Raw genomic sequence first — 19,177 nt, 5'->3', positions numbered from 1 at the left:
GAGAATCAATACAGTGAGCGACATGACGAACACGAAGACGCTCCGGGCCGTGTGGCCCGCCGCCCTGCTCGGTGCGGCCGCCCTGGCCCTGACCGGGTGCGCCACGGACACCGACGCCGGGTCCGACACCACGGACACCCCGAAGGCCGACGGGACCCGCATCACCCTGACCTACGACGGAGGACTGCTCGTCCTCGACCAGGACCTGCAGGTGGTGGCCGACGACCCGATCGACGGCTTCACCCGGGTCAACCCGGCCGGTGACGGACGCCACGTGCTCGTCACCGTGCCCGAGGGCTTCCGGGTCCTCGACACCCAGGCCGAGCCGGCCCTGACCGACGCGGTGTTCCCCGCCGACACCGGCGGCCACGCGGTCGTCCACGGCGACCGCACCGCCCTGTTCGCCGACGGCACCGGGGACGTGACGACGTTCGACCACACCGAGCTCGACGGCGCCGACCTGCCCGAGGTCGAGACGACGAAGTCCGAGGCCGCCCACCACGGCGTCGCGATCGAGCTCGAGGACGGCACGCTCCTGACCACCATCGGCACCGAGGAGAGCCGCTCCGGCGTGCGCGCCCTGGACGCCGACGGCGAGGAGATCGCCCGGTCCGAGCAGTGCCCCGACGTCCACGGTGAGGGTGCCGTCAAGGGTGAGGTCGCGGTGTTCGGCTGCACCGACGGCGCCCTGGTCTACGACGACGGCACGTTCGAGAAGATCGACGCCCCGACCGAGTACGGCCGCACCGGCAACCTGTTCACCACCGAGGACTCGTCCGTCGCCGTCGGCGACTACAACGACGACCCCGACAGCGAGGGCTACCTGCTCGACCAGATCGCCCTGATCGACGCGGCCTCGGGGAAGTACACCGTCGCGGACATGCCCGACGGCGTCGGCTTCACCTTCCGCGACCTGGCCCGCGGCCCCGGCGACGAGGCGGTCGTGCTCGGCGACGACGGTGCCCTGCACACCTTCGACGAGACGACCGGCGAGCCGCTCGAGTCGTACCCGGTGATCGACGCGTGGGACGGCCCGGCCGAGTGGCAGGACGCCCACCCCGCCCTGAAGGTCGCCGGTGACGTCGCCTACGTCACCGACCCCGCCGAGCAGAGGATCCACGCGGTCGACCTGACCACCGGCAAGGTGATCGCCTCGAGCGACGAGCTGCCGGGCGTGCCCAACGAGATCGCGGTCGCGTAGCGACGAGCGAACGAGCGACGGGGTCCGGAACACGACCCCGAGACGCAACAGGAGGCCCGTGGCGATCCCGCCACGGGCCTCCTGTCCGCCGTCAGCGCGTGGACCGCGCGACGTCAGCCGCCTTGTGTCAGCCCTTGACCGGGATCGACTGCGCCTTGAGTGCCGCGATGGTCTTGGACTGCCCGGACTCGAGCGCCTCGCTCAGCGTGCCCGAGCCGGACGCGGCCTGCCCGAAGCCGTCGGAGACGTCCGAGTAGGTCTGCGTCATCGTCGGACCCCAGGTGAAGGGCTGGATGTCCTTCGCAGCGGTGGCGAACTCCTCGTAGATCTTCTGGCCACCGTAGAAGTCGAGCCCCTGGGTCAGGGCCGGCAGCTCGGCGCCGGTGGTCGAGGCCGGGTACAGGTTGGCCTCCTTGTTCAGTGCGGAGAGCGCCTCGGTCGAGGTGTTCAGCCAGACCAGGAACTTCGATGCCTCGGCCGGGTGCTTGCTGCCCGCGAAGACGACGTTCGACGAACCGCCCCAGGCGGCCGACTTGGTCTCGCCGGACTTCCACTGCGGCATCGGGGCGACGGCCCACTTGCCCGAGGTCGACGGGGCACCGCTCGAGATGGTGTTCGCACCCCAGACCGCGGAGACCCAGGTCCAGTCCTTGCCGCTGTCGTAGGCGTTGTTCCACTGGTCGGTGAAGCTCGGCAGGGTGTTCACGAGCTTCTTGTCGATCAGGTCCTGCCAGTAGTCGGCGACCTTCTTCGACGCGGCGTCGTCCAGGTTGACCTTCCAGTCCTGGCCCGAGTTCTCGAACCACTGGCCTCCGGCCTGCGAGACGAGCCCGGCGAACTGGTTGACGTCGCCCTTGGCGAAGTTGGTGATGTTGCCGCCGAGCTTCTTGATCTTCACGGCGTCCTCGGCGTACTCCTCCCACGTCTTCGGGGCGTCGAGGCCGGCCTTCTCGAACAGGTCCTTGCGGTAGTACAGGGCCATCGGACCGGAGTCCTGCGGCACGGCGTAGACCGACTTCCCCTCGCCGAAGGTGACCTGGTTCCACAGGCCGTCGGAGAAGTCCTTCTTCGCGTCGCTGATGCCGGAGCACGCGCCGATGTCCTCCAGGCCGCCCTGCACGCGGAACGCCGGCAGGGTGTCGTACTCGACCTGCCCGATGTCCGGCGCCTGCTTGGCCTTCAGCTGGTTGAAGAAGTTCTGGTAGGTGCCGCTGTTGCCGTTCGCGACGATCGAGACCTTGACCTGGATGTCCGGGTTGGCCTTGTTCCAGATCGCGACGACCTTGTCCATGTTCGGCACCCAGGTCGTGAAGTCGAGGGTGACCTTGCCGCCCGAGGGCTTGCAGCTGGCGGCCGCGGTGCCGGACCCGCCGCCGTTGCTGCTGCCGCCGGTGCTGCAGCCGGCGAGGGCCACGGTGGCGGCCACGGCGATCGCGGCGACGCTGAGGAACTTCGTTGTCTTCATGCTGTTTCCGTTCGGATGTGGTGTGGGGAGAGCTGGTGCGGGAAGGGGTGCGGGTCGGGGGCTACTTCAGGCCGCCGGAGCCCAGGCCGGAGCGCCAGAAGCGCTGCAGGCTCAGGAAGGCGACGAGCAGCGGGATGATCGAGACGAACGACCCGATGAGCACGAGGGTGCGCAGGTCCGGGTACTGGTTCACGCTCGAGTTCCACGTGTAGAGGCCGAGGGTGACGGGGAACAGCGACGAGTCGCGGAGCATCACGAGCGGCAGGAAGAAGTTGTTCCAGACGGCGACGAACTGGAACAGGAAGATCGTCACGAGCGCGGGCGACATGAGCCGCACGGCCACGGTGAAGAACGTGCGGACCTCGCCGGAACCGTCGATGCGGGCGGCCTCGATGATCTCGTCGGGCACGCTCGACGCCGCGAACAACCGTGACAGGTAGACGCCGAACGGGCTGACGATGCTCGGCAGGAACACCGACCAGAACGTGTCGGTCAGGTCGACCTGGCTGAAGATGAGGAACAGCGGCAGGGCCAGCGCGGTCGCCGGCACGAGCACGCCGCCGAGGAACACGTTGAACAGGACCTCGCGGCCACGGAACCGGTACTTCGCCAGGGCGTACCCGCACATCGCGGAGAGCACGGTGCCGAGCAGCCCGGCGACCCCGGCGTAGGCGATGCTGTTCAGCAGCCAGCGCAGGTAGATGCCGTCCTGCCGCGTGAACAGCTCGACGAGGTTGCCGAAGAAGTCCTGCACCGAGGTGGCGCTGAACCACAGCGAGAACGTCGAGTTGAAGTTCGCGGCGGTCTTGGTGGACGAGACCAGCAGCCAGAAGATCGGCAGCAGGAAGTAGAGGGTGAAGACCCCCATCACGATCATCGCGGCGCTGCGCGAGATGACGCTCTCACGGGGACCGCGCGCTCCGCGCTGGCGCGGACGGGAGGCCCGGTTCGGCTCGAGCGGTCGGCCGACGTCGCGGACGAGGTCACCTGGGGACGAGGCGTTGACGGTCACTGGGCGGCCTTCCGCTGGGTCAGTCGGAGGAACCCGATCGACAGGACGAACGTGGCGACGGCGAGGACGACCGAGAACGCCGCGGCGAGGTTGAAGTTCGGCACCGAGGACGTCGAGTAGACGAGCATGTTCGGCGTGAACGTCGACGAGATGGTCGAGGTGAACTGCCGGAAGACGGTCGGCTCGGTCAGCAGCTGCAGGGTGCCGATGACGGAGAACACCGCGGTGAGGACGATCGCCGGCACGACGAGCGGGATCTTGATCGACAGGGCGATCCGGAGCTGGGACGCACCGTCGAGCTTCGCCGCCTCGTACACCTCGGCGGGGATCGCGAGGAGCGACGAGTAGATGATGAGCATGTTGTAGCCGACGTAGACCCAGGTCACGACGTTGGCGACCGCCCACAGCACGGTGCTGCCGCCGAGCAGGTCGACCCGCGAGGTCACCGCGGAGAACGGCGACAGGTCGGGGGCGTAGAGGTAGCCCCACATGATCGCGGCGATGACGCCGGGCACCGCGTACGGCGCGAAGAACGCCAGGCGGAAGAACCGCTTGCCGCGCAGCAGCGGGGAGTCGAGCAGCAGGGCGAACAGGAGCGCGAGCCCGAGCATCACCGGCACCTGCACAACACCGAACAGCAGCACGCGGAGCACCGAGCTCCAGAACTCGCCGTCCTGGAACACCAGGGCGTACTGGCTCAGGCCGCCGAAGACCTGCGTCGGGGCGCCGAACGTGCCCTGCCGCTCGATCTTCTGCAGCGACTCCCACACGGCGTAGAGGATGGGGACCAGGTAGAACGCCGTGAACAGGACGGCGAACGGCAGGACGAAGATCGCGATCGCGCGGCGGTAGCGGAACCCGCCGCCCCGGCGTCGTCGGGTCGCGCTGGGCGACTGTGCGGTGGTGGTCATGAGCGGTTCCTGTCGGTGCGGATGATCTGGGTCCCGCCTGGGGCGATGGCGGTGGTGCCGGTGACGGGGCGGTCGGCGACGAGTTCGTGGCCGGCCTCGTGGTGCTCGACGGTGCGGTCGGAGTGGTTCAGCAGGAACACCCACTCGTGGGTGTCGTCGCGGCGACGGACGACCTCGAGCCCTGGGCGGACGGCGGGGTCGGCGTGCACCCCGGCCTCGTCGAGCACGCGGTGGACGAACCCGCCCAGCGCTGCGGCGTCGAGGACCGTGGACGTGTACCAGGCGGTGCCGGCGCCGTGCTCGTTACGGGTCACGGCGGGGCGCCCGGCGAGGGAGCCCTCGGCGTAGTCGACGACGCTCGTCGCGCCGCGCAGCTCGACCGGCTCGGACCAGACGCTGCCGGTCGTGCCGTCGGACAGCGCGATCGTGGCGTCGGCGGCGAGCGGCAGGAACTCGTCCACCCGCACGCCGAGCAGGTCGCGGAAGGCGCCCGGGTAGCCGCCGGTGCGGACCCGGTCGCGCTCGTCGACGATGCCGCTGAAGCAGCTGACGACGGCGTGCCCGCCAGCGGCGACGTGGTCGGCGATGACGGCCGCGTGCTCGTCGCGCACCAGGTACAGCTCGGGGACGACGACGAGCGCGTACCCGTCGAGGGGTGCTCCGGGGGCGACGACGTCGACGGTCACGCCGAGGTCCCACAGCGCGGCGTGGAACGCGTGGACCTGCTCCAGGTAGCGGAGCGCGGTGCTGGGGTGGGCCTCCAGGTCGGCGGCCCACTGGTTCTCCCAGCTGAAGACGAGCGCCACGTCGGCGACCACGCGCGACCCCCGCAGTTCGCCGAGCCGCTCGACCAGGGCGCCGAGCGCGACCACGTCGTGCCACGTCGTCGACTCGGTGCCGGCGTGCGGCAGCAGCGCCGAGTGGAACTTCTCGCTGCCCTGCACGGACGCGCGCCACTGGAAGAAGCAGACCCCGTCGGCACCGCGGGCGATGTGCGCCGCGGTGTTCCGGAGCATCTCCCCCGGGGCCTTCGCGACGTTGTGCGGCTGCCAGTTCACGGCACCGGTCGAGTGCTCCATGAGCAGCCACGGGGCGCCGCCGGCCAGGCCACGGGTGGTGTCGGCGGCGAAGGCGAGCTCGACGTGCGGCCGGGGCAGGCGGTGGTCCAGGTAGTGGTCGTTCGCGATGACGTCCATGTCGCCGGCCCACGACCAGTAGTCGAGCGCCGTGATGTGCGCGGCGACCATGAAGTTCGTCGTGACGGGCTTGTCGCTCAGCTCGCGCAGGACGGCGGCCTCGGCGCGGTGGTGGCCGAGGAGCTCGTCGGACGAGAACCGGTCGAAGTCGATGGTCTGTGCCGGGTTCGTGAACGACAGCGTCGCGCGGGGCGGCAGCACCTGCTCCCACGCCGAGTAGCGCTGGCTCCAGAACGAGGTGCCCCAGGCTGCGTTCAGCGCGTCGACCGTGCCGTACCGAGCCTGCAGCCAGCCGCGGAACGCCTGGGCGGAGACGTCGCAGTAGCAGTGCGCGTTGTGGCAGCCGAGCTCGTTCGACACGTGCCAGAGCCGCACGGCGGGGTGGTCGCCGTAGCGCTCGGCGGTGGCGCGGACCAGGGCGAGGGCGTGCTCACGGTAGACCGGGGAGCTCGGGCAGAACGCCTGGCGGCCACCGGGCCAGCGGGTCGTGCCGTCGGCGACGACGGGCAGGACCTCGGGGTGGCGGGTGGTGAGCCACGGCGGCGTCGAGGCGGTGCCGGTGCCCAGGTCGACCCCGATGCCCGCGCCGTGCAGCAGTTCGATGACGGTGTCGAGCGCGGCGAAGTCGTACTCACCCTGCCGGGGTTCGACGTGCGACCAGCCGAAGACGTTGATCGCGACGAGGTTCACGCCGGCCTCGCGCATGAGCCGGACGTCCTCGACCCACACCTCGGGGTCCCACTGCTCGGGGTTGTAGTCGCACCCGAACGCGAGGCCCGTCGAGCCGAGGCCGAGCGCGCCGGTGGCGGTCGTCGGCAGGGTGGTGGTCGTCACGGGGATCCTCGCTGATCGGGGCGACCCGCCGCCTCGGTCGCGTGCGACCCCTTCGACGGCGAAGGCCACCCAGTGTTCTGGGAGCGCTCCCAGGCCGCACCGGGGATCAGGGCCGGAGGTTTCTGGGAGCGCTCCCAGATCAAACACCAGCGGCTGCACCCTGTCAACTGCGAGGCGTTCCGAGGGCTCCTCAGCGCCGGATATGGTTGCCCCATGTCCGAGGTCCGATCCGCTCGTCAGCGCGCCACGATCCAGGACGTCGCCGACGAAGCGGGGATGTCGCGCGGCACCGTCTCACGGGTGCTCAACGACGAGCCGTACGTGTCACCGAAGGCGCGCGAGGCCGTGCAGGACGCCGTCCGACGCGTCGGCTACGTGCGCAGCGCCGCCGCCCGCAGCCTGGTCACCCGGCGTTCCGGGGCGATCGCGCTCATCGTCCACGAACCCTCGGTCGTGGTGCTCGACGACCCCAACATCGGCAACATCCTGATCGGCACGAACGCCGTGCTGTCCGACGCCGACCAGCAGCTCGTCACGATCATGGTCGACTCCGCCCGCGACAGCGAGCGCGTGGTCGAGTACCTGCGCGGCGGGTTCGTCGACGGCGCCATCGTGCTGTCCGCCCGCGACGGCGACCCGATCACCGGCGCGATCGAGGAGATCGGCATGCCCGCGTGCTTCGTCGGGCACCCGTCCGACGCCGCGAACATCTCGTACATCGGCATCGACAACCGCGCCGCAGCCGAGCAGATCACCCGGCGCCTTGTCGACACCGGTCGACGCCGGATCGGGATGCTCGCGTCCGGGCTCGACCGCGACTCCGGCCAGGACCGCCTGGCGGGGTTCACCGCGGCACTCGGCGAGCGCTTCGACCCCGACCTCGTCGCCCGGAACCCCCTGTTCAGCTACACCGCCGGCGCCGAGGGCATGCGCGAGCTGCTCGAGCGAGCCCCGGACATCGACGGGGTGTTCGCTGCGTCCGACGCCGTCGCCGCCGGTGCGATGGACGTCCTGCAGCGCAGCGGCCGGAGCGTGCCGTCGGACGTCGGTGTGGTCGGGTTCGACGACAGCGCCTGGGCGCTGCGGTGCGACCCGCAGCTGTCGACGGTGCGGCAGCCAGCGCGCCTGCTCGGCGAGCAGGCGGCACACCAGGTCCTCGAGCAGATCGGCGGCACCGACGACGGCCCACGCGGTCTGCTGTTGCCGACGGAGGTCGTCTGGCGCGGGTCCGCGTAGTCGGCCACGAAGCGGACGGGAGGCCCGTGGCGGCGTCGCCACGGGCCTCCCGTCCGTCCTCGGGTGCGTTCCGCACCCGGCTGGGTCAGCCCTGCGGCGGCGAGTAGAGCTGCAGGTCGTTGCCTTCGCTGTCCTTGAAGGGGATGATCTTGCCCCACGGGTGCTCGCTGATCTCGCCCTGGATGTCCGCGCCGCGCTCCTTGAGCGAGGCGACCTCGTCCTCGATGCTGCCGTCCGGCTGGAACGACACGACGGCGCCGCCGTCGCTCGCCTGGCTGGCGGACTCGCGTCCGTTCAGGCCGATCATCAGACCACCGGCGTCGATCTCGCTCCAGTCGTCGGACTGGTCCTTGACGGTGAGACCGAGCGTGTCGCGGTAGAACGCGACGGCGCGCTCCATGTCGCTGACCGGGACCCAGACTGCTGCGACTCCACTTGCCATGGTGTTTCCTCTCGTCGTGGTGTGCCGTGGACGGTAGGCAGGGCTCGTGCACGCCGGTACAGGGTCGGTGTCCCCCGGCGTCGGGTCAGCCGGCGGCCGGACGCCACATGCTGATCGGGGTCGCCGCGCGGAACCCCGCGATCGGCGCGCCGTCGGCGAACCCGTGCCGTCGGTACAGCCGGCGGTTCACCGGGGTGGACGACTCCAGGTAGGCGCCCCGGGACGACCGGTCGGCGCGTTCGAGTGCGTGCCCGAGCAGCAGGCCACCGACGCCACGACCCCGCGCGGCGGCCGACACCCCGATCTCGGTGAGGTACCAGTGCGGGGTCATCGGGCGGGCGCGCTCCATGCGGCGCAGGTGCGTCACGGCGCGGAGCGCACCGCGGATCCCGAGCGTCCGGAGAAACTCGGGCACCTGTCGAACGAAGGCGCCGAAGCCGCCGGTGTGCCGACCGGGCGCCTGCCAGAACGCGGCGCCGACCACGCGGTCACCGATCGTGGCGACGTCCACCCGACGACCGGTCGTCGGCACCGAGCGGATGAGGGCCGCGAAGAGGCGGGCCAGCACGGCGGGACGGTCCTCGCCGGATCGGGGCGGCCGGAACTCGGCGAGCACCGGGTCGTCGGCGAAGGCCTCGGCCAGGACGGCTGCGGCCGCCTCGAGTTCGGCGGGTCCTGCTGCTCGGACGACGGTCTCCATGGTGACTCCTCGGGTCGAACGACTTGGCCACTTGGCCGACTTCATCTTGGCGCGCCTTCCTGCACGCGCACCGGGCACTTCCCGAGAGGATGGAGGGCAGATCGCGGGCGCTGCCGGTGCGTGAATCGGCTATCGCAGCCTTTCGCACCCCTGACCTGCAAACCGACCGTAGAAGCGCTCCGAATGTCATGTGTGCCGCACACTGCGGCGCGTACAGAAAAGAGGGCTGATCATGACCAGCAGCGCAGCAACCGCACGCACCGGCTCCGGCTCGACGTGGACCCAGCGGGGCGCGTTCGTCTTCGGTGTCGTCTTCCTGATCGTCGGCATCGCCGGGTTCATCCCCGGACTCACCATGGACATGGGCTCGATGTCCGTGGCCGGCCACGGCTCCATGGCCCTGCTCCTGGGCCTGTTCCAGGTGTCCGTCCTGCACAACATCGTGCACCTGCTCTTCGGCATCGTCGGGCTGCTCGCCGCCCGCCGTGCAGCCTCGGCGCGCCTGTACCTCGTCGCCGGCGGCATCGTCTACGCGGTGCTCTTCGTCTACGGGCTCTTCACCGCGGGCATGGCCGGTGGCGCGAACTTCGTGCCGCTGAACAGCGCAGACAACGTGCTGCACGCCTTCCTCGCCGTCGCGATGATCGTGCTCGGTTTCGTCCTGCCGCGGATCGGCACGCGCACCGCGCGCTGAACCGCAGCACACACCGGACGGGAGGCCCGTGGCGACACTGCCACGGGCCTCCCGTCCGTCGTGTGGTCCGCAACCGACCTGCCGGGGGCTTGAAAGGTATGCCTATTCAAGCGTCGGCTGCCGTCAGGAGCGCCCGTCGTCCGCGTCGAAGAGCACGCACTGCAGCATCTCGGCGTTCACCACCTTGCAGAAGTGGTGCGCCTCCATCTGCACGTCGGGCTCGCCCTTCACGCAGTGGAACCCGACCACGTAGACGTCGAAGCCCCGCAGCGGTGCCGAGGTCTGCAGCACGGCGGCACCGCGGTCGAGCAGGGCGAGCTCGAAGCCGCCGGGCTCTCCGTGTGGGGTGACACCGGTCTTCCGGTCGTGCACGGTGGGGCTCAGGGGCATGCGGGCGTCCTTCCGTCCGTTCGAGGTGCGCGCCATGCAACCCGGAACGCCCTTGCTGGCGTCGGAGGCCAGGTAACGACTTCGCATCGAAGTTTGATGTTCTACATATTTCATTGGTTCTCCGCCAGGCTCGACGTTCATGAAGACCTCCGTCAAGAGCGCCCTCGTAGCTGCCGCCACCATCTCTCTGTTGCTCGCCAGCGGCACCGCAGCCGAAGCGACGCAACCGCGCGAGCCTCGAGCCGCGTGGGGGTACTACAACAAGGTGGTCAACAAGTCGAAGAAGTCCCACCACACCGGTTCGCAGATCCTCGCATCCTGCGGGTCCCGCACGTCCTCGATGAACTGCGGCCTCACGAAGGGCCGCGCAGCAACACGAACGATCGGTCTGGAGTTCGGTGCGACGAGGAAGTGGGCCGCGGGCAAGCTCAACTTCAGCGCTTCCCGCACACAGAGCGTCTCGGTGACCTGCAGCAGGCAGCGTGTCCCCAAGGGAAGGATGCTCGTCGCCTACCCGGTCGGGAACCGCTACAAGTACAAGATCGAGAAGCACATGACCGGCGCTGGGAAGGACTACGTCACCGGTCGTTCCGGCTGGTTGTACGCCTTCAACCCGGGCAGTGCACGCGTGACGTGCGACATCATCCGGTACCGCTGACCGATGTTCGCCCTGCGCCTGAGCATCAGAGTGACCAGCATTGCCGTCGCCGCCTTGCTGCTGGCGGGATGTTCCACAGCAGGTCACCCGGCCCACGCGGACGTCACGGTCGGGATGACGGTCACCGAAGCCGGTGCCCTCGTCCCGGACGGTGACGCGTTCGTCTGGTACGACCTGTCTCCACAGGTGCTCCATCGCCCAGCGACACTGTCTCAGGCCGACGGAGCGGACGGCGTCATCGTCGCCGTCTGCGATGGGATTGGCCACGGGGACGTCGCGGTCGGGGTTGTTCCGGAGACCGACTTCGACGGCGCAGTGAGCACCGCTGCCCGCAAGGAGGAGTACCGGCACTTCCTCCCCGAGTGCGCGCAAGCCCGAGGACACCCGCGTTCCGCACCGTGACCGTGGCTGAACCCGACCGGCGTACTGTCCGCTGCATGCCCGCACTCATCGACACGTTCACCCTGTCCAACGGTCTGCACATCCCGAAGATCGGCTTCGGCACGTGGCAGATCCCGTCCGGCACCGACGCGTACGACGCCACGAAGACCGCCCTCGAGCTCGGCTACCGCCACATCGACACCGCCCTGGCGTACGGCAACGAGGCGAGCGTCGGCGAGGCCGTCCGCGACAGCGGCATCCCCCGCGACGAACTCTTCATCACCACGAAGCTGCCGGCCGAGATCAAGACGGCCTCGGACGCCCGCGACGCCTTCGAGGAGTCGAGCAACAACCTCGACCTCGGACACGTCGACCTGTACCTGATCCACGCGCCGTGGCCCTGGAGCGACATGGGCTCCGACCACCGCGACGGCAACGTCGAGGTCTGGAAGGTCTTCGAGGAGCTCTACGACGCCGGCCGCACCAAGAGCATCGGTGTCTCGAACTTCGCCGTCGCCGACCTCGAGGACCTGCTCGGCCGCACGGACGTCGTCCCGCACGCCAACCAGATCCGCTGGTTCATCGGCAACACCCAGGACGAGACGACCGCCTTCGACCGCGAGCACGACATCCTGACCGAGGGCTACTCGCCGCTCGCCACCGGCGGCCTGCTCGAGAACGAGCAGATCGCCGAGATCGCGGCGAAGTACGACAAGACCGTCGCCCAGGTCGCCATCCGCTACCTGCTCGAGAAGGACGTCCTGCCGCTCCCGAAGTCCACGACCCCGTCGCGCATCGCCGAGAACGCCGACGTCGACTTCGTGCTGGCCGCCGAGGACGTGGCCGAGCTCGACGCGCTCGAGGACACCGCGAGCTGACGCGGCCCCACCCCGGACGGGAGGCGCGGTGCCGGCTGGCACCGCGCCTCCGGTCCGTCAGACGGCGGGCTTCAGTTCCAACCGGTTTCGTAGGAGAAGTCCGGAGCTTGCTCGATCTCGTCCAACTGTCGGCGCACCGCCTCGAGGCTCGACAGGCGGACTGCGAACGCGACGAGACGACCGCGGACCTCCACCGCCGCGTCATGTTCCCGCAGAAGTCGCTCCAGCCGCTGAGCGGACTCGCCCGGCTCGACGAACGCGCGGAGGACCCAGTAGTCGCTCCGTGTGACGACCCGGCTGGGGGTCAGTCCGACTACGGGTCGACGCTCGAGTTCCACCTCATCACCCAAGTGCAGCCCGTAGGCGAAGAACGGCACGGAGCACAACCGGTACCTGTCACCGCCGAGTTGCTCGAACGCGAGTTGCTCGTACTTGAGCTCATCGGTCTCGTCACCGATCGTGACGTTCGCGACGAAGTCGGCGCGCTCGCTCCACGCACTCTTCGGATGCAACACCCATTCGTTCGGGTCGATCACTTCGCTAATGAGAGCCTCCCGTGTACCGCCACGGCGGCGGCCACGCCCCACTGTATCCAGGAGGTGCGTTGACGGGCCATTCACGCGCTCCCTTGGAGGCGTTGCAGAACCCACAGGACAGCTGAGCGTTGTCGAGCGTGGCGTTCCCACCCTTGGCCCGCGGCTGCGCGTGGTCGATCTGCGGTTTGTCGGTCTTCATGCGACAGAAGACACAGGTCGAATCGGGGTTCTCCGCCTTCGCGGCTTGCTTCACCGACTTCGGGAAGACCTTGCCCGCCGTGGGACCGCCGCTGGAGCCGACCTTCGGCAGCACCCACCCTTCCCCGGCTTCTGCAGCGCCGGCCTCCGCTGCTCCGGCACCGGCAGCCGCGCCTCCTTCGACGGTGCTCGCCGCAGCGACATCGCCCGCCAGGACGCCGGCTTCAGCTGCACCGAACTCAGGAGCGGCGAACCCGCACAGTCCCTCGGTGATGAGCAAGCAAGCGAGGAACACCACTCCGAGGGCGGCTGCAGACCCGAAGATCACCCACTTCTCGGGTGTCGTCGCATTGGACTTCTTCGGCGGGGGTGGCGAGATCCCGATGCCACACGTCGCACCCCACGTGCAGGTCGGAGCACGTGACGACGCGGCGGTGGCGTAGTGGCCGGACCAGGGCCCGTACGACGCAGCGTGCACCGGCGCCGGCCGTGTCGACGGACGCAGCCAGTTGTTGATCGCCGAGACGATCGTTCGCACGGCCTTCACGATCTTGTTGATCGCCTTCGTGAGCGCGCAGAGCCACGCCGGGCACATGCCGCTGACATCGGGGTTCGAGACCGGATTGTTGCCGCTGTAGCTGTACCCGTTGTTCTGCTGCGGTTGGTCCGGGTTCAGGACCGAGTCGACGGACAGGAACCTCCCGAGGGACGGGTCGTACGCACGGGCACCGAGGTGGGTCAGGTCCGTGAAACTCGATGCCGACTGATTGAGGAAGCCGTGGTTCGACGTCCAGCTGCTCGCACCTCCTCGCTGCTCACCGAACGGTGTGAACCACCGACGGGTCACTTCGCCGGTCAGCACGTTCGTCTCGAGGTCGACGGTGCCGTCCACGTCGGTGTCAAGTGCGTACACCGTGTTGGTCAGAGCGGTCGCGTCGCGCTCGGCAACCGCTGTTCCCGCGATGGAGTACGTGCGCGTTGCGGTCGTGGTGCTCGACCCGTTCGCCTGATGCAGTTCGATGTCGCCCAGGAAGAGCGTCGCGCCGTCCTTCGGGTCGACCTGCAGCAGCTGGCTGCCCGAGGCGTCGTACACGGTCGACTGCGACTGCGCCCCGTCGGAGATACTCGTCACCTTCGCGGTCGCGTCGTACTCGAGGGCAGCGGTCCCGCGAGCGGTCGTGTCGCCCGCGGCGTCGTACTCGAACCCTTCCGACGTCGTCTCACCCCCGACCTGCTTGTCCACCGACTGCACGGCGTGCGGCCTCGCGCTCCCCGGAGCGCCGTAGTGGTACGTGTCGACTTCATCGGCCGTGCCACCGACCCCGTGGGTTGTCGCACTGGTGCGGTTGCCGGTCGCCTTGTCGTAGGAGTAGTCGACCCAGTACGGGGACGGACCGCCGAGGGCCTGCGCCGTCGGCGACGCTGCACAGTCCGAACCACTCGGCGTCCATGCACTGGTCAACTCGAGGAGCGAGTCGTACTTGTAGCACTGCGTCTCGGCCCCGGCGGCACCGACGGTCGAAGCGGACGTGACCGCACCGACGTCGTTCCGCGTGTAGGTCCGCTTCGCCTGGGTCACGGTCGAGGAGCCGGTCCCGGTCTGGTCTTGGATGCCGATGACGTCACCGGTCAGCGGATCGCGCGTGTACGACGAGGTGTTCGGCACGGTGCCGTCCCGGGTCGTCTGGGTCAGACGGTTCAGCGCGTCGTAGGTGAGTCCCGCGTAGCTCTTGATACCGCTCAGGCTCGAGACCTCACCGAGCGCGTTGTAGGTGTAGGACAGGCGTTCGGCGGCGAGGCCTCCGATGGCAGGCGTCGTGTACGAGCCGACGCTCCCGTCCGCGGTGTACGCGGTCTTCGTGGTGTAGCTCGTCCCCGCGAACGCCGGAGCGCCGTCCGGGATGGAGAGGGTCTGCCCGGTCGGCCGGTTGCCGCCGTCGTACCCCGTGACGGAGGTCGTGTAGGCGATGCCGGGGGTGCTCGCAGTCGAACCGACGTAGCGTGTCGCGGAACTGAGCTGGCCCACCTTGACCGTGTCGAAGGACCACGACGACACCAGCGGTCCCGTGGATGAGCCGGTCCGGAGCGCTGTCGCGCGGTTGAGCTCGTCGTAGCTCGTGGCGAGTGTCACTCCTCGGGCGTCCGTCGTGCTGGTCTCGTTGCCGACGGCGTCGAAGACGGAGGTGGTCGTCCCGGCATCAGGATCGGTCTTGGCCACCGCCTTGCCGGTCACGTCGTACGTCCACGACCACTTGTTCCCCGCGGGGTCGATCATCGACGTGAGGTCACCGCGGGCGTCGTACCCGTAGGTCGTGTCCTGGTGCGGAGCCGATGCGCCGATGACACCTCCGAGGTACTGCCGGAGGACGGTCTTCTGCCCGATCGAGTTGGAGAACGTGCTCGAAGGGGTGCCTCCGGAGGGCGGCACGACATCGACCTCGTCGGCACCGAGGTACCGCGTCGTCGCACGGAACCGCTCCTTGGCGTAGCTCCTCGCGATGACCGCGGTGGGACGTCCGACCGCGTCGTACGACGTGTCCTCGCTCGACTGGACCTGCTGCTGACTGACCGGTACGAACAGGGTGGCCGACGGCGTGGTGCCGCTCGCCCAGTAGGCGTTGTTCTGGCTCACCGACCGGCCTTGGTCGTCGTACCCGACGTCGGTCACGATGCTGCCGCCTGCACCGGACGGGTCCTGGCTCTGGACCTGCCGGCCGAGCCCGTCAGAGAGGACGTAGCCGGTCGTCGTCCCCGTGGAGTTCAGCGTCGTGGTCGCCACCGCGAGCGGAGCGGTCGGCGTCTCCGTGTACGCGAAGGCGTAGTTCGGCGCGGCGGGGTTGTCCGCCTTGGCGTGACCCGGGAGCCACACCTTGGCACGCCGCCCGAGCGCGTCGTAGTCCGCCGTCGTGACGCTGCCGTCGAAGTCGGTGAAGGACGTCACTGACCCGCGCCCGGGGTCGGTGACCGCCGTGGATTTCCACCCCTTCGGGTTCACGCTCGTGGTCGACGTCACCGGGCCACCCGTCGACGGCGAGTAGGACGTCGTCGTCGCACGCCCGAGCGCGTCCTTGCTGGAGAGCTCACGGCCGATCGCGTCGTAGCTCTTCGTCGCCGTCGTCGTCCAAACGGGATCGCTCCCCGAGAAACCCGTCACCTGCTGGACCTGGGTCGGATCACCCTTGGTGGGGGTCGCCCCGATGGCCGCGCCGTCGTAGCTGGTGCGTTGGTCCGAGACGACATCTCTCGGAGCGGGAACGCCACCGCCGCATGCTGTGCCGACGCTCTTCTGCTCGAGCGGCAGCCCGATGATCCAAGCCGAGGTGTTGTTCGGCACGTACGACGTCGTGGTGCAGGTCGATCCGGCGTCCGACGAAGACACTGCCACCTGCGTCGGGTTGCCGTCATCGTTCGACGTCGTCACCGTCGTCCTCGTGCGGGTGCCGCCGTTCGCGAGCGGTTCGGACATCCGTTCCGAGCCGTCACGCACCATGCGCGCGGTGTCCGATCCGTCGTCTGCCTCGACATCCCCGACCCACGGCGTGGACTCCGTGTCCGACACGACCGCGCCACCGACACCGTTGCGCACCACCGTGCGACGGGTCTGGCCTGCGAGCCATGCGGAGTCGGTGACCCCCGGAGCTCCGCTGACGTCGACGGACTTCTGCCCTCCGGAGGTCCCGGCGCGATCGCCGTCGAGCCCTCGGTAGAACGTGTACTCCGTGTCGCCCTGAGCAGCGGGATCGGAAGCGCTGCCGGTGTGGACCTCGACGGTGTCGTAGCCGGCGTAGAGCGACCACGTCCGCTTCTTCACGGGCACGGTCGGCGACGAGTTGTACCGCCACGCCGGGGTGCCCGTGTAGACGTAGGACGTCTCGACCGGCCGATCCGCGCCGCCGCCGGTCCTCGGGTCGTCGACGACGCTCATGACGACGTACTTGTGGAAGAGGTCGAGTTTCGGCTCCTGTGGCGGCGTGATGTCCGGCGACCACCACTGCGGGTAGCACCGCCGGGAGTTCGTCGCGGCGCCCTTCTCGATGGCGTCGGCTTCTGCCGCCGTGCAGTCCTGTGCCGAGTAGTTCACCGAGGTGACCGCGCCCGTCTCGGCAGTGATGGACGAGATCCGGAGCTTGTCGAGGGGTGCGAGCCCGTCGACCGCCCAGACACGGTTCTGCATACGCACACCGTTGAACTTCACCGGAGGGGTCGAAGCGGATGCGCTGCCCTGGTAGCCCGTGTGCTGCACCTGCGTCATCCAGAGGGCAGCCGTCGTGCCGTCGCCGGGCGCGGGGAACGAGTGCGAGAGGGTCCACTTGTCGACGGCCGCGTAGCTCGAACCCGACTTCACCGACGCCGTGATGGTGTTGAGCATGCCGTCCGTCCAGAAGGTCGGCGCCTTGTTCGCGGTGCACGCGGACGTGCAGAACTGGTCCCAGGGGACGTCAGGGTACGAAGCGGGTTTCGCGGGCTTGGTCGCGGCTGCGGAGAGGTCCTCCTTCGTGCAGTTGGCGTGGGTGGTGTCACTGCATCGCCCGTACGCGTCGTAGCCGAAGGCGACTCTGCCCACGGCCGCACTGGCCGCGTAGACGGTGGACGGTGTCAGGCCGTAGTCGATGTGGTCCAGCTGACCACCGCGCGTGTACGACGTCGTCGTGGCACCGTTCTTCGCGTAGCTGTTCGTCTCGGCGTCGTAGTACAGCGCCTCAGCGTTGCCGTGCACGTCGACGACGTAGTCGAGGTTCCAGCGCCACCCCTGCATGCAGGACGAGGCCGCGAACGTCGAGGCGTGGCAGGGTTCGCCCGCGTCGTTGCCGAACACCGGAACGGTCCAGGTCGAGTTCGTCGTGGGCTTTCCGCTCGCCCAGCCGGGGAGCTGGTTCTTGCCGAAGTAGTACTGCGTTCCGTCGGTGGTGGTCACCCGCCAGCAATCGGCGTCGTGCGTCCCGTTCGCCGAGCACCCGGCTGCAGTGCCGACGAGGTGTTCGATCCGTGAGCCGTCGTCGGACGACATCTTCCAGACCCCACTCGCGGAGTCGCGCACGAGCTGCGCGCTGTGTCCGCCGAGCGAGAGGGTGGCGTTGTCGGCCTTCCAACACTCGTCACCGGAGGTCTTGACCGGGCCGCTCGCACCGTCGTCGAGCGAGCAAGAGACGTACTGCCGTTCGATGAATCCACCGCCGCCGAGCTCCCAGCCGTCGCCGATGGCCGAAGGCTGGTTGTTCGTCGATCCGGTCTCACCGTCGATGGACTGGGAGTCGTAGGTGAGCGCGAGCGACGGCGACGGTCCCCCCGGAGCGGGAGGAACCGTGATCGGGTACTCCCACGAGAAGTCACCGGTCTGCGCGGAGACGTCCCACTTGCCCGACTCCTTCAGCGACGATGCCGAGAACGACCCTGTCCCCGACGATGACGTCGCCGCCGTCGTCGCAGCGAGCGTCATCATCCGCGACGAGACGAAGGGCGTCAGTGTGATGGCCGAGGCGGTCGTCTTGGTCGCGACCGGTGTCGCTGTGGTCTGCGAGTACTTCCGCTTGCCGTCGATCTGCACCCAGCGGGTGCGTGCTGCGTAGTCCGCTCCGAACTGCTGGGCCAGCAGCTTCTTGGGGATGCGCACAGCGACGGGTGCCCGCTTCGAGGAACCGTCCGATCGGCGCAGGGTCAGCACGACCCCCTGCAGGTGCTGCTTCTTCGCAGCGGCTTGCGAACGAACCGCTACCGTGACATCGCGGATCGCACCCTTCGACGAGGCGCCGCTCGAGGTCGCGGACGCGACGGAGATCGACGTGTCACCGACGGCAGTCCACGCCCCGGCACGTCGCGCGGAGGTTGCTCCCACGGCAGCGGAGGAGGCGTCATCGTCCGCTCCGGAGCGATCGAGTTCGAGGTTCCAGGTGCGCTTCGGCAGATGCCTGGTCTTCGTCGTCTGCGAGTTCCACGACGCGGACTTCGCTTCTGCTTCGACCTTCGGAGCCGAGTGGCCGGTGACCGGCTTACCGAGGTCTGCGACGACCGGCAGTTCACCCGTGCGGATGAACACCAGCGCGGTGACGATGAGCGCTCCGGCAGCGACGGTTGCGACTCCGGTTCGGAGGATCGCCTGCTGCTTCGTTCGCCGACGTGCGCGATGCCGGCTCACGCGTCACGCTCCTGCAACGTGGTCGCGACGATGAAAGCGGATGCTCTGCGCACCTGTCCCCCTGCTCGATGATGATCGACCACCGAGCACCCCGGCTCACATGGCTTCCGGATCGTATCGATCAGGAACACATAGACAGGTGCCCCCCGAACGCGGGTGACCCGGGCTCGATCCGCGGAGATCCGGGCCTCGCGCCTCGGCAGCTGTGAGGACTATCACCCTCCCGGCCATGCCCGCCGGTCCGGGCGAACTCCGCCTCGTGGCTGTGCGCTGTGCCGTGTTCGGGGGTCTCCGCCGGGTTCGGGGTCTCGC

At 69.0% G+C, this 19,177-nt stretch carries 15 protein-coding genes; 6 read left to right on the top strand and 9 right to left on the bottom strand.

Features of this window, described 5'->3' with window-relative positions; translation table 11 throughout:
• The first annotated feature begins 22 nt into the window (after nucleotides 1-22).
• Complete coding sequence (locus tag BIU95_RS11680) at nucleotides 23-1,201, top strand: hypothetical protein (protein WP_071251786.1); 1,179 nt, start codon at nucleotides 23-25, stop codon at nucleotides 1,199-1,201.
• Nucleotides 1,202-1,328: 127 nt separating this feature from the next.
• Here BIU95_RS11680 and BIU95_RS11675 read toward each other — a convergent pair whose 3' ends face one another.
• From BIU95_RS11675 to BIU95_RS11660, 4 genes are all read right to left on the bottom strand, one after another.
• Nucleotides 1,329-2,666 carry an ABC transporter substrate-binding protein gene (locus BIU95_RS11675; protein WP_017887604.1) on the bottom strand — a complete coding sequence of 446 codons (1,338 nt, stop codon included), beginning with the start codon at nucleotides 2,664-2,666 and terminating at the stop codon, nucleotides 1,329-1,331.
• A gap of 61 nt (nucleotides 2,667-2,727) precedes the next feature.
• Complete coding sequence (locus BIU95_RS11670; protein ID WP_254783349.1) at nucleotides 2,728-3,678, bottom strand: carbohydrate ABC transporter permease; 951 nt, start codon at nucleotides 3,676-3,678, stop codon at nucleotides 2,728-2,730.
• Nucleotides 3,675-4,589: a carbohydrate ABC transporter permease gene (locus BIU95_RS11665; RefSeq protein ID WP_017887606.1), complete on the bottom strand. Its 915-nt coding sequence runs from the start codon at nucleotides 4,587-4,589 to the stop codon at nucleotides 3,675-3,677. The genes BIU95_RS11670 and BIU95_RS11665 overlap by 4 nt, the downstream gene beginning before the upstream one ends.
• Entirely contained in the window at nucleotides 4,586-6,619 is a 2,034-nt protein-coding gene (locus BIU95_RS11660; RefSeq protein ID WP_083389351.1) for a beta-galactosidase, read from the bottom strand. The genes BIU95_RS11665 and BIU95_RS11660 overlap by 4 nt, the downstream gene beginning before the upstream one ends.
• Nucleotides 6,620-6,832: 213 nt before the next feature.
• Between BIU95_RS11660 and BIU95_RS11655 the strand changes: the two genes are divergently transcribed.
• Nucleotides 6,833-7,855 carry a LacI family DNA-binding transcriptional regulator gene (locus BIU95_RS11655; protein WP_071251736.1) on the top strand — a complete coding sequence of 341 codons (1,023 nt, stop codon included), beginning with the start codon at nucleotides 6,833-6,835 and terminating at the stop codon, nucleotides 7,853-7,855.
• A gap of 85 nt (nucleotides 7,856-7,940) precedes the next feature.
• Here BIU95_RS11655 and BIU95_RS11650 read toward each other — a convergent pair whose 3' ends face one another.
• Complete coding sequence (locus BIU95_RS11650) at nucleotides 7,941-8,297, bottom strand: VOC family protein (protein WP_031260007.1); 357 nt, start codon at nucleotides 8,295-8,297, stop codon at nucleotides 7,941-7,943.
• Nucleotides 8,298-8,382: 85 nt separating this feature from the next.
• A complete protein-coding gene (locus BIU95_RS11645) occupies nucleotides 8,383-8,997 on the bottom strand; it encodes a GNAT family N-acetyltransferase (protein WP_017887610.1) in 615 nt (204 codons plus the stop codon).
• A gap of 232 nt (nucleotides 8,998-9,229) precedes the next feature.
• Here BIU95_RS11645 and BIU95_RS11640 point away from each other — a divergent pair, with 232 nt between their 5' ends.
• Nucleotides 9,230-9,691: a DUF4383 domain-containing protein gene (locus tag BIU95_RS11640; protein ID WP_017887611.1), complete on the top strand. Its 462-nt coding sequence runs from the start codon at nucleotides 9,230-9,232 to the stop codon at nucleotides 9,689-9,691.
• Between the two features lie 123 nt (nucleotides 9,692-9,814).
• Here the strand turns inward: BIU95_RS11640 and BIU95_RS11635 are convergent, their stop codons facing one another.
• A complete protein-coding gene (locus tag BIU95_RS11635) occupies nucleotides 9,815-10,081 on the bottom strand; it encodes a DUF1264 domain-containing protein (RefSeq protein WP_082509816.1) in 267 nt (88 codons plus the stop codon).
• 139 nt (nucleotides 10,082-10,220) lie between these two features.
• Between BIU95_RS11635 and BIU95_RS11630 the strand changes: the two genes are divergently transcribed.
• The 3 genes from BIU95_RS11630 to BIU95_RS11620 are packed head-to-tail and all read left to right on the top strand — an operon-like array spanning nucleotide 10,221 to nucleotide 11,998.
• A complete protein-coding gene (locus BIU95_RS11630) occupies nucleotides 10,221-10,739 on the top strand; it encodes a hypothetical protein (RefSeq protein WP_071251735.1) in 519 nt (172 codons plus the stop codon).
• A gap of 3 nt (nucleotides 10,740-10,742) precedes the next feature.
• Entirely contained in the window at nucleotides 10,743-11,141 is a 399-nt protein-coding gene (locus BIU95_RS11625; protein WP_056073315.1) for a hypothetical protein, read from the top strand.
• 35 nt (nucleotides 11,142-11,176) lie between these two features.
• Nucleotides 11,177-11,998, top strand: coding sequence for an aldo/keto reductase (locus BIU95_RS11620; protein ID WP_071251734.1), 822 nt, complete (start codon nucleotides 11,177-11,179; stop codon nucleotides 11,996-11,998).
• A gap of 71 nt (nucleotides 11,999-12,069) precedes the next feature.
• Here BIU95_RS11620 and BIU95_RS11615 read toward each other — a convergent pair whose 3' ends face one another.
• Both BIU95_RS11615 and BIU95_RS11610 read right to left on the bottom strand, forming a co-directional pair.
• A complete protein-coding gene (locus tag BIU95_RS11615; RefSeq protein ID WP_175470763.1) occupies nucleotides 12,070-12,534 on the bottom strand; it encodes a DUF4265 domain-containing protein in 465 nt (154 codons plus the stop codon).
• A gap of 4 nt (nucleotides 12,535-12,538) precedes the next feature.
• Nucleotides 12,539-18,865: an RHS repeat-associated core domain-containing protein gene (locus tag BIU95_RS11610; RefSeq protein WP_071251732.1), complete on the bottom strand. Its 6,327-nt coding sequence runs from the start codon at nucleotides 18,863-18,865 to the stop codon at nucleotides 12,539-12,541.
• Nucleotides 18,866-19,177 lie beyond the last annotated feature (312 nt).

Source organism: Curtobacterium sp. MCBA15_007, assembly GCF_001864905.1.
Classification (GTDB): Bacteria; Actinomycetota; Actinomycetes; order Actinomycetales; family Microbacteriaceae; genus Curtobacterium; species Curtobacterium poinsettiae.
This window is presented reverse-complemented; position numbering and strand designations above follow the sequence as displayed.

Excerpts from the sequence above, each read along its gene's own strand:
- BIU95_RS11625 (WP_056073315.1), top strand. The coding sequence starts at position 10,743 with ATGTTCGCCCTGCGCCTGAGCATCAGAGTGACCAGCATTGCCGTCGCC.
- BIU95_RS11680 (WP_071251786.1), top strand. The coding sequence starts at position 23 with ATGACGAACACGAAGACGCTCCGGGCCGTGTGGCCCGCCGCCCTGCTC.
- BIU95_RS11630 (WP_071251735.1), top strand. The coding sequence starts at position 10,221 with ATGAAGACCTCCGTCAAGAGCGCCCTCGTAGCTGCCGCCACCATCTCT.
- BIU95_RS11640 (WP_017887611.1), top strand. The coding sequence starts at position 9,230 with ATGACCAGCAGCGCAGCAACCGCACGCACCGGCTCCGGCTCGACGTGG.
- BIU95_RS11665 (WP_017887606.1), bottom strand. The coding sequence starts at position 4,589 with ATGACCACCACCGCACAGTCGCCCAGCGCGACCCGACGACGCCGGGGC.
- BIU95_RS11635 (WP_082509816.1), bottom strand. The coding sequence starts at position 10,081 with ATGCCCCTGAGCCCCACCGTGCACGACCGGAAGACCGGTGTCACCCCA.
- BIU95_RS11675 (WP_017887604.1), bottom strand. The coding sequence starts at position 2,666 with ATGAAGACAACGAAGTTCCTCAGCGTCGCCGCGATCGCCGTGGCCGCC.
- BIU95_RS11655 (WP_071251736.1), top strand. The coding sequence starts at position 6,833 with ATGTCCGAGGTCCGATCCGCTCGTCAGCGCGCCACGATCCAGGACGTC.
- BIU95_RS11645 (WP_017887610.1), bottom strand. The coding sequence starts at position 8,997 with ATGGAGACCGTCGTCCGAGCAGCAGGACCCGCCGAACTCGAGGCGGCC.
- BIU95_RS11620 (WP_071251734.1), top strand. The coding sequence starts at position 11,177 with ATGCCCGCACTCATCGACACGTTCACCCTGTCCAACGGTCTGCACATC.
- BIU95_RS11650 (WP_031260007.1), bottom strand. The coding sequence starts at position 8,297 with ATGGCAAGTGGAGTCGCAGCAGTCTGGGTCCCGGTCAGCGACATGGAG.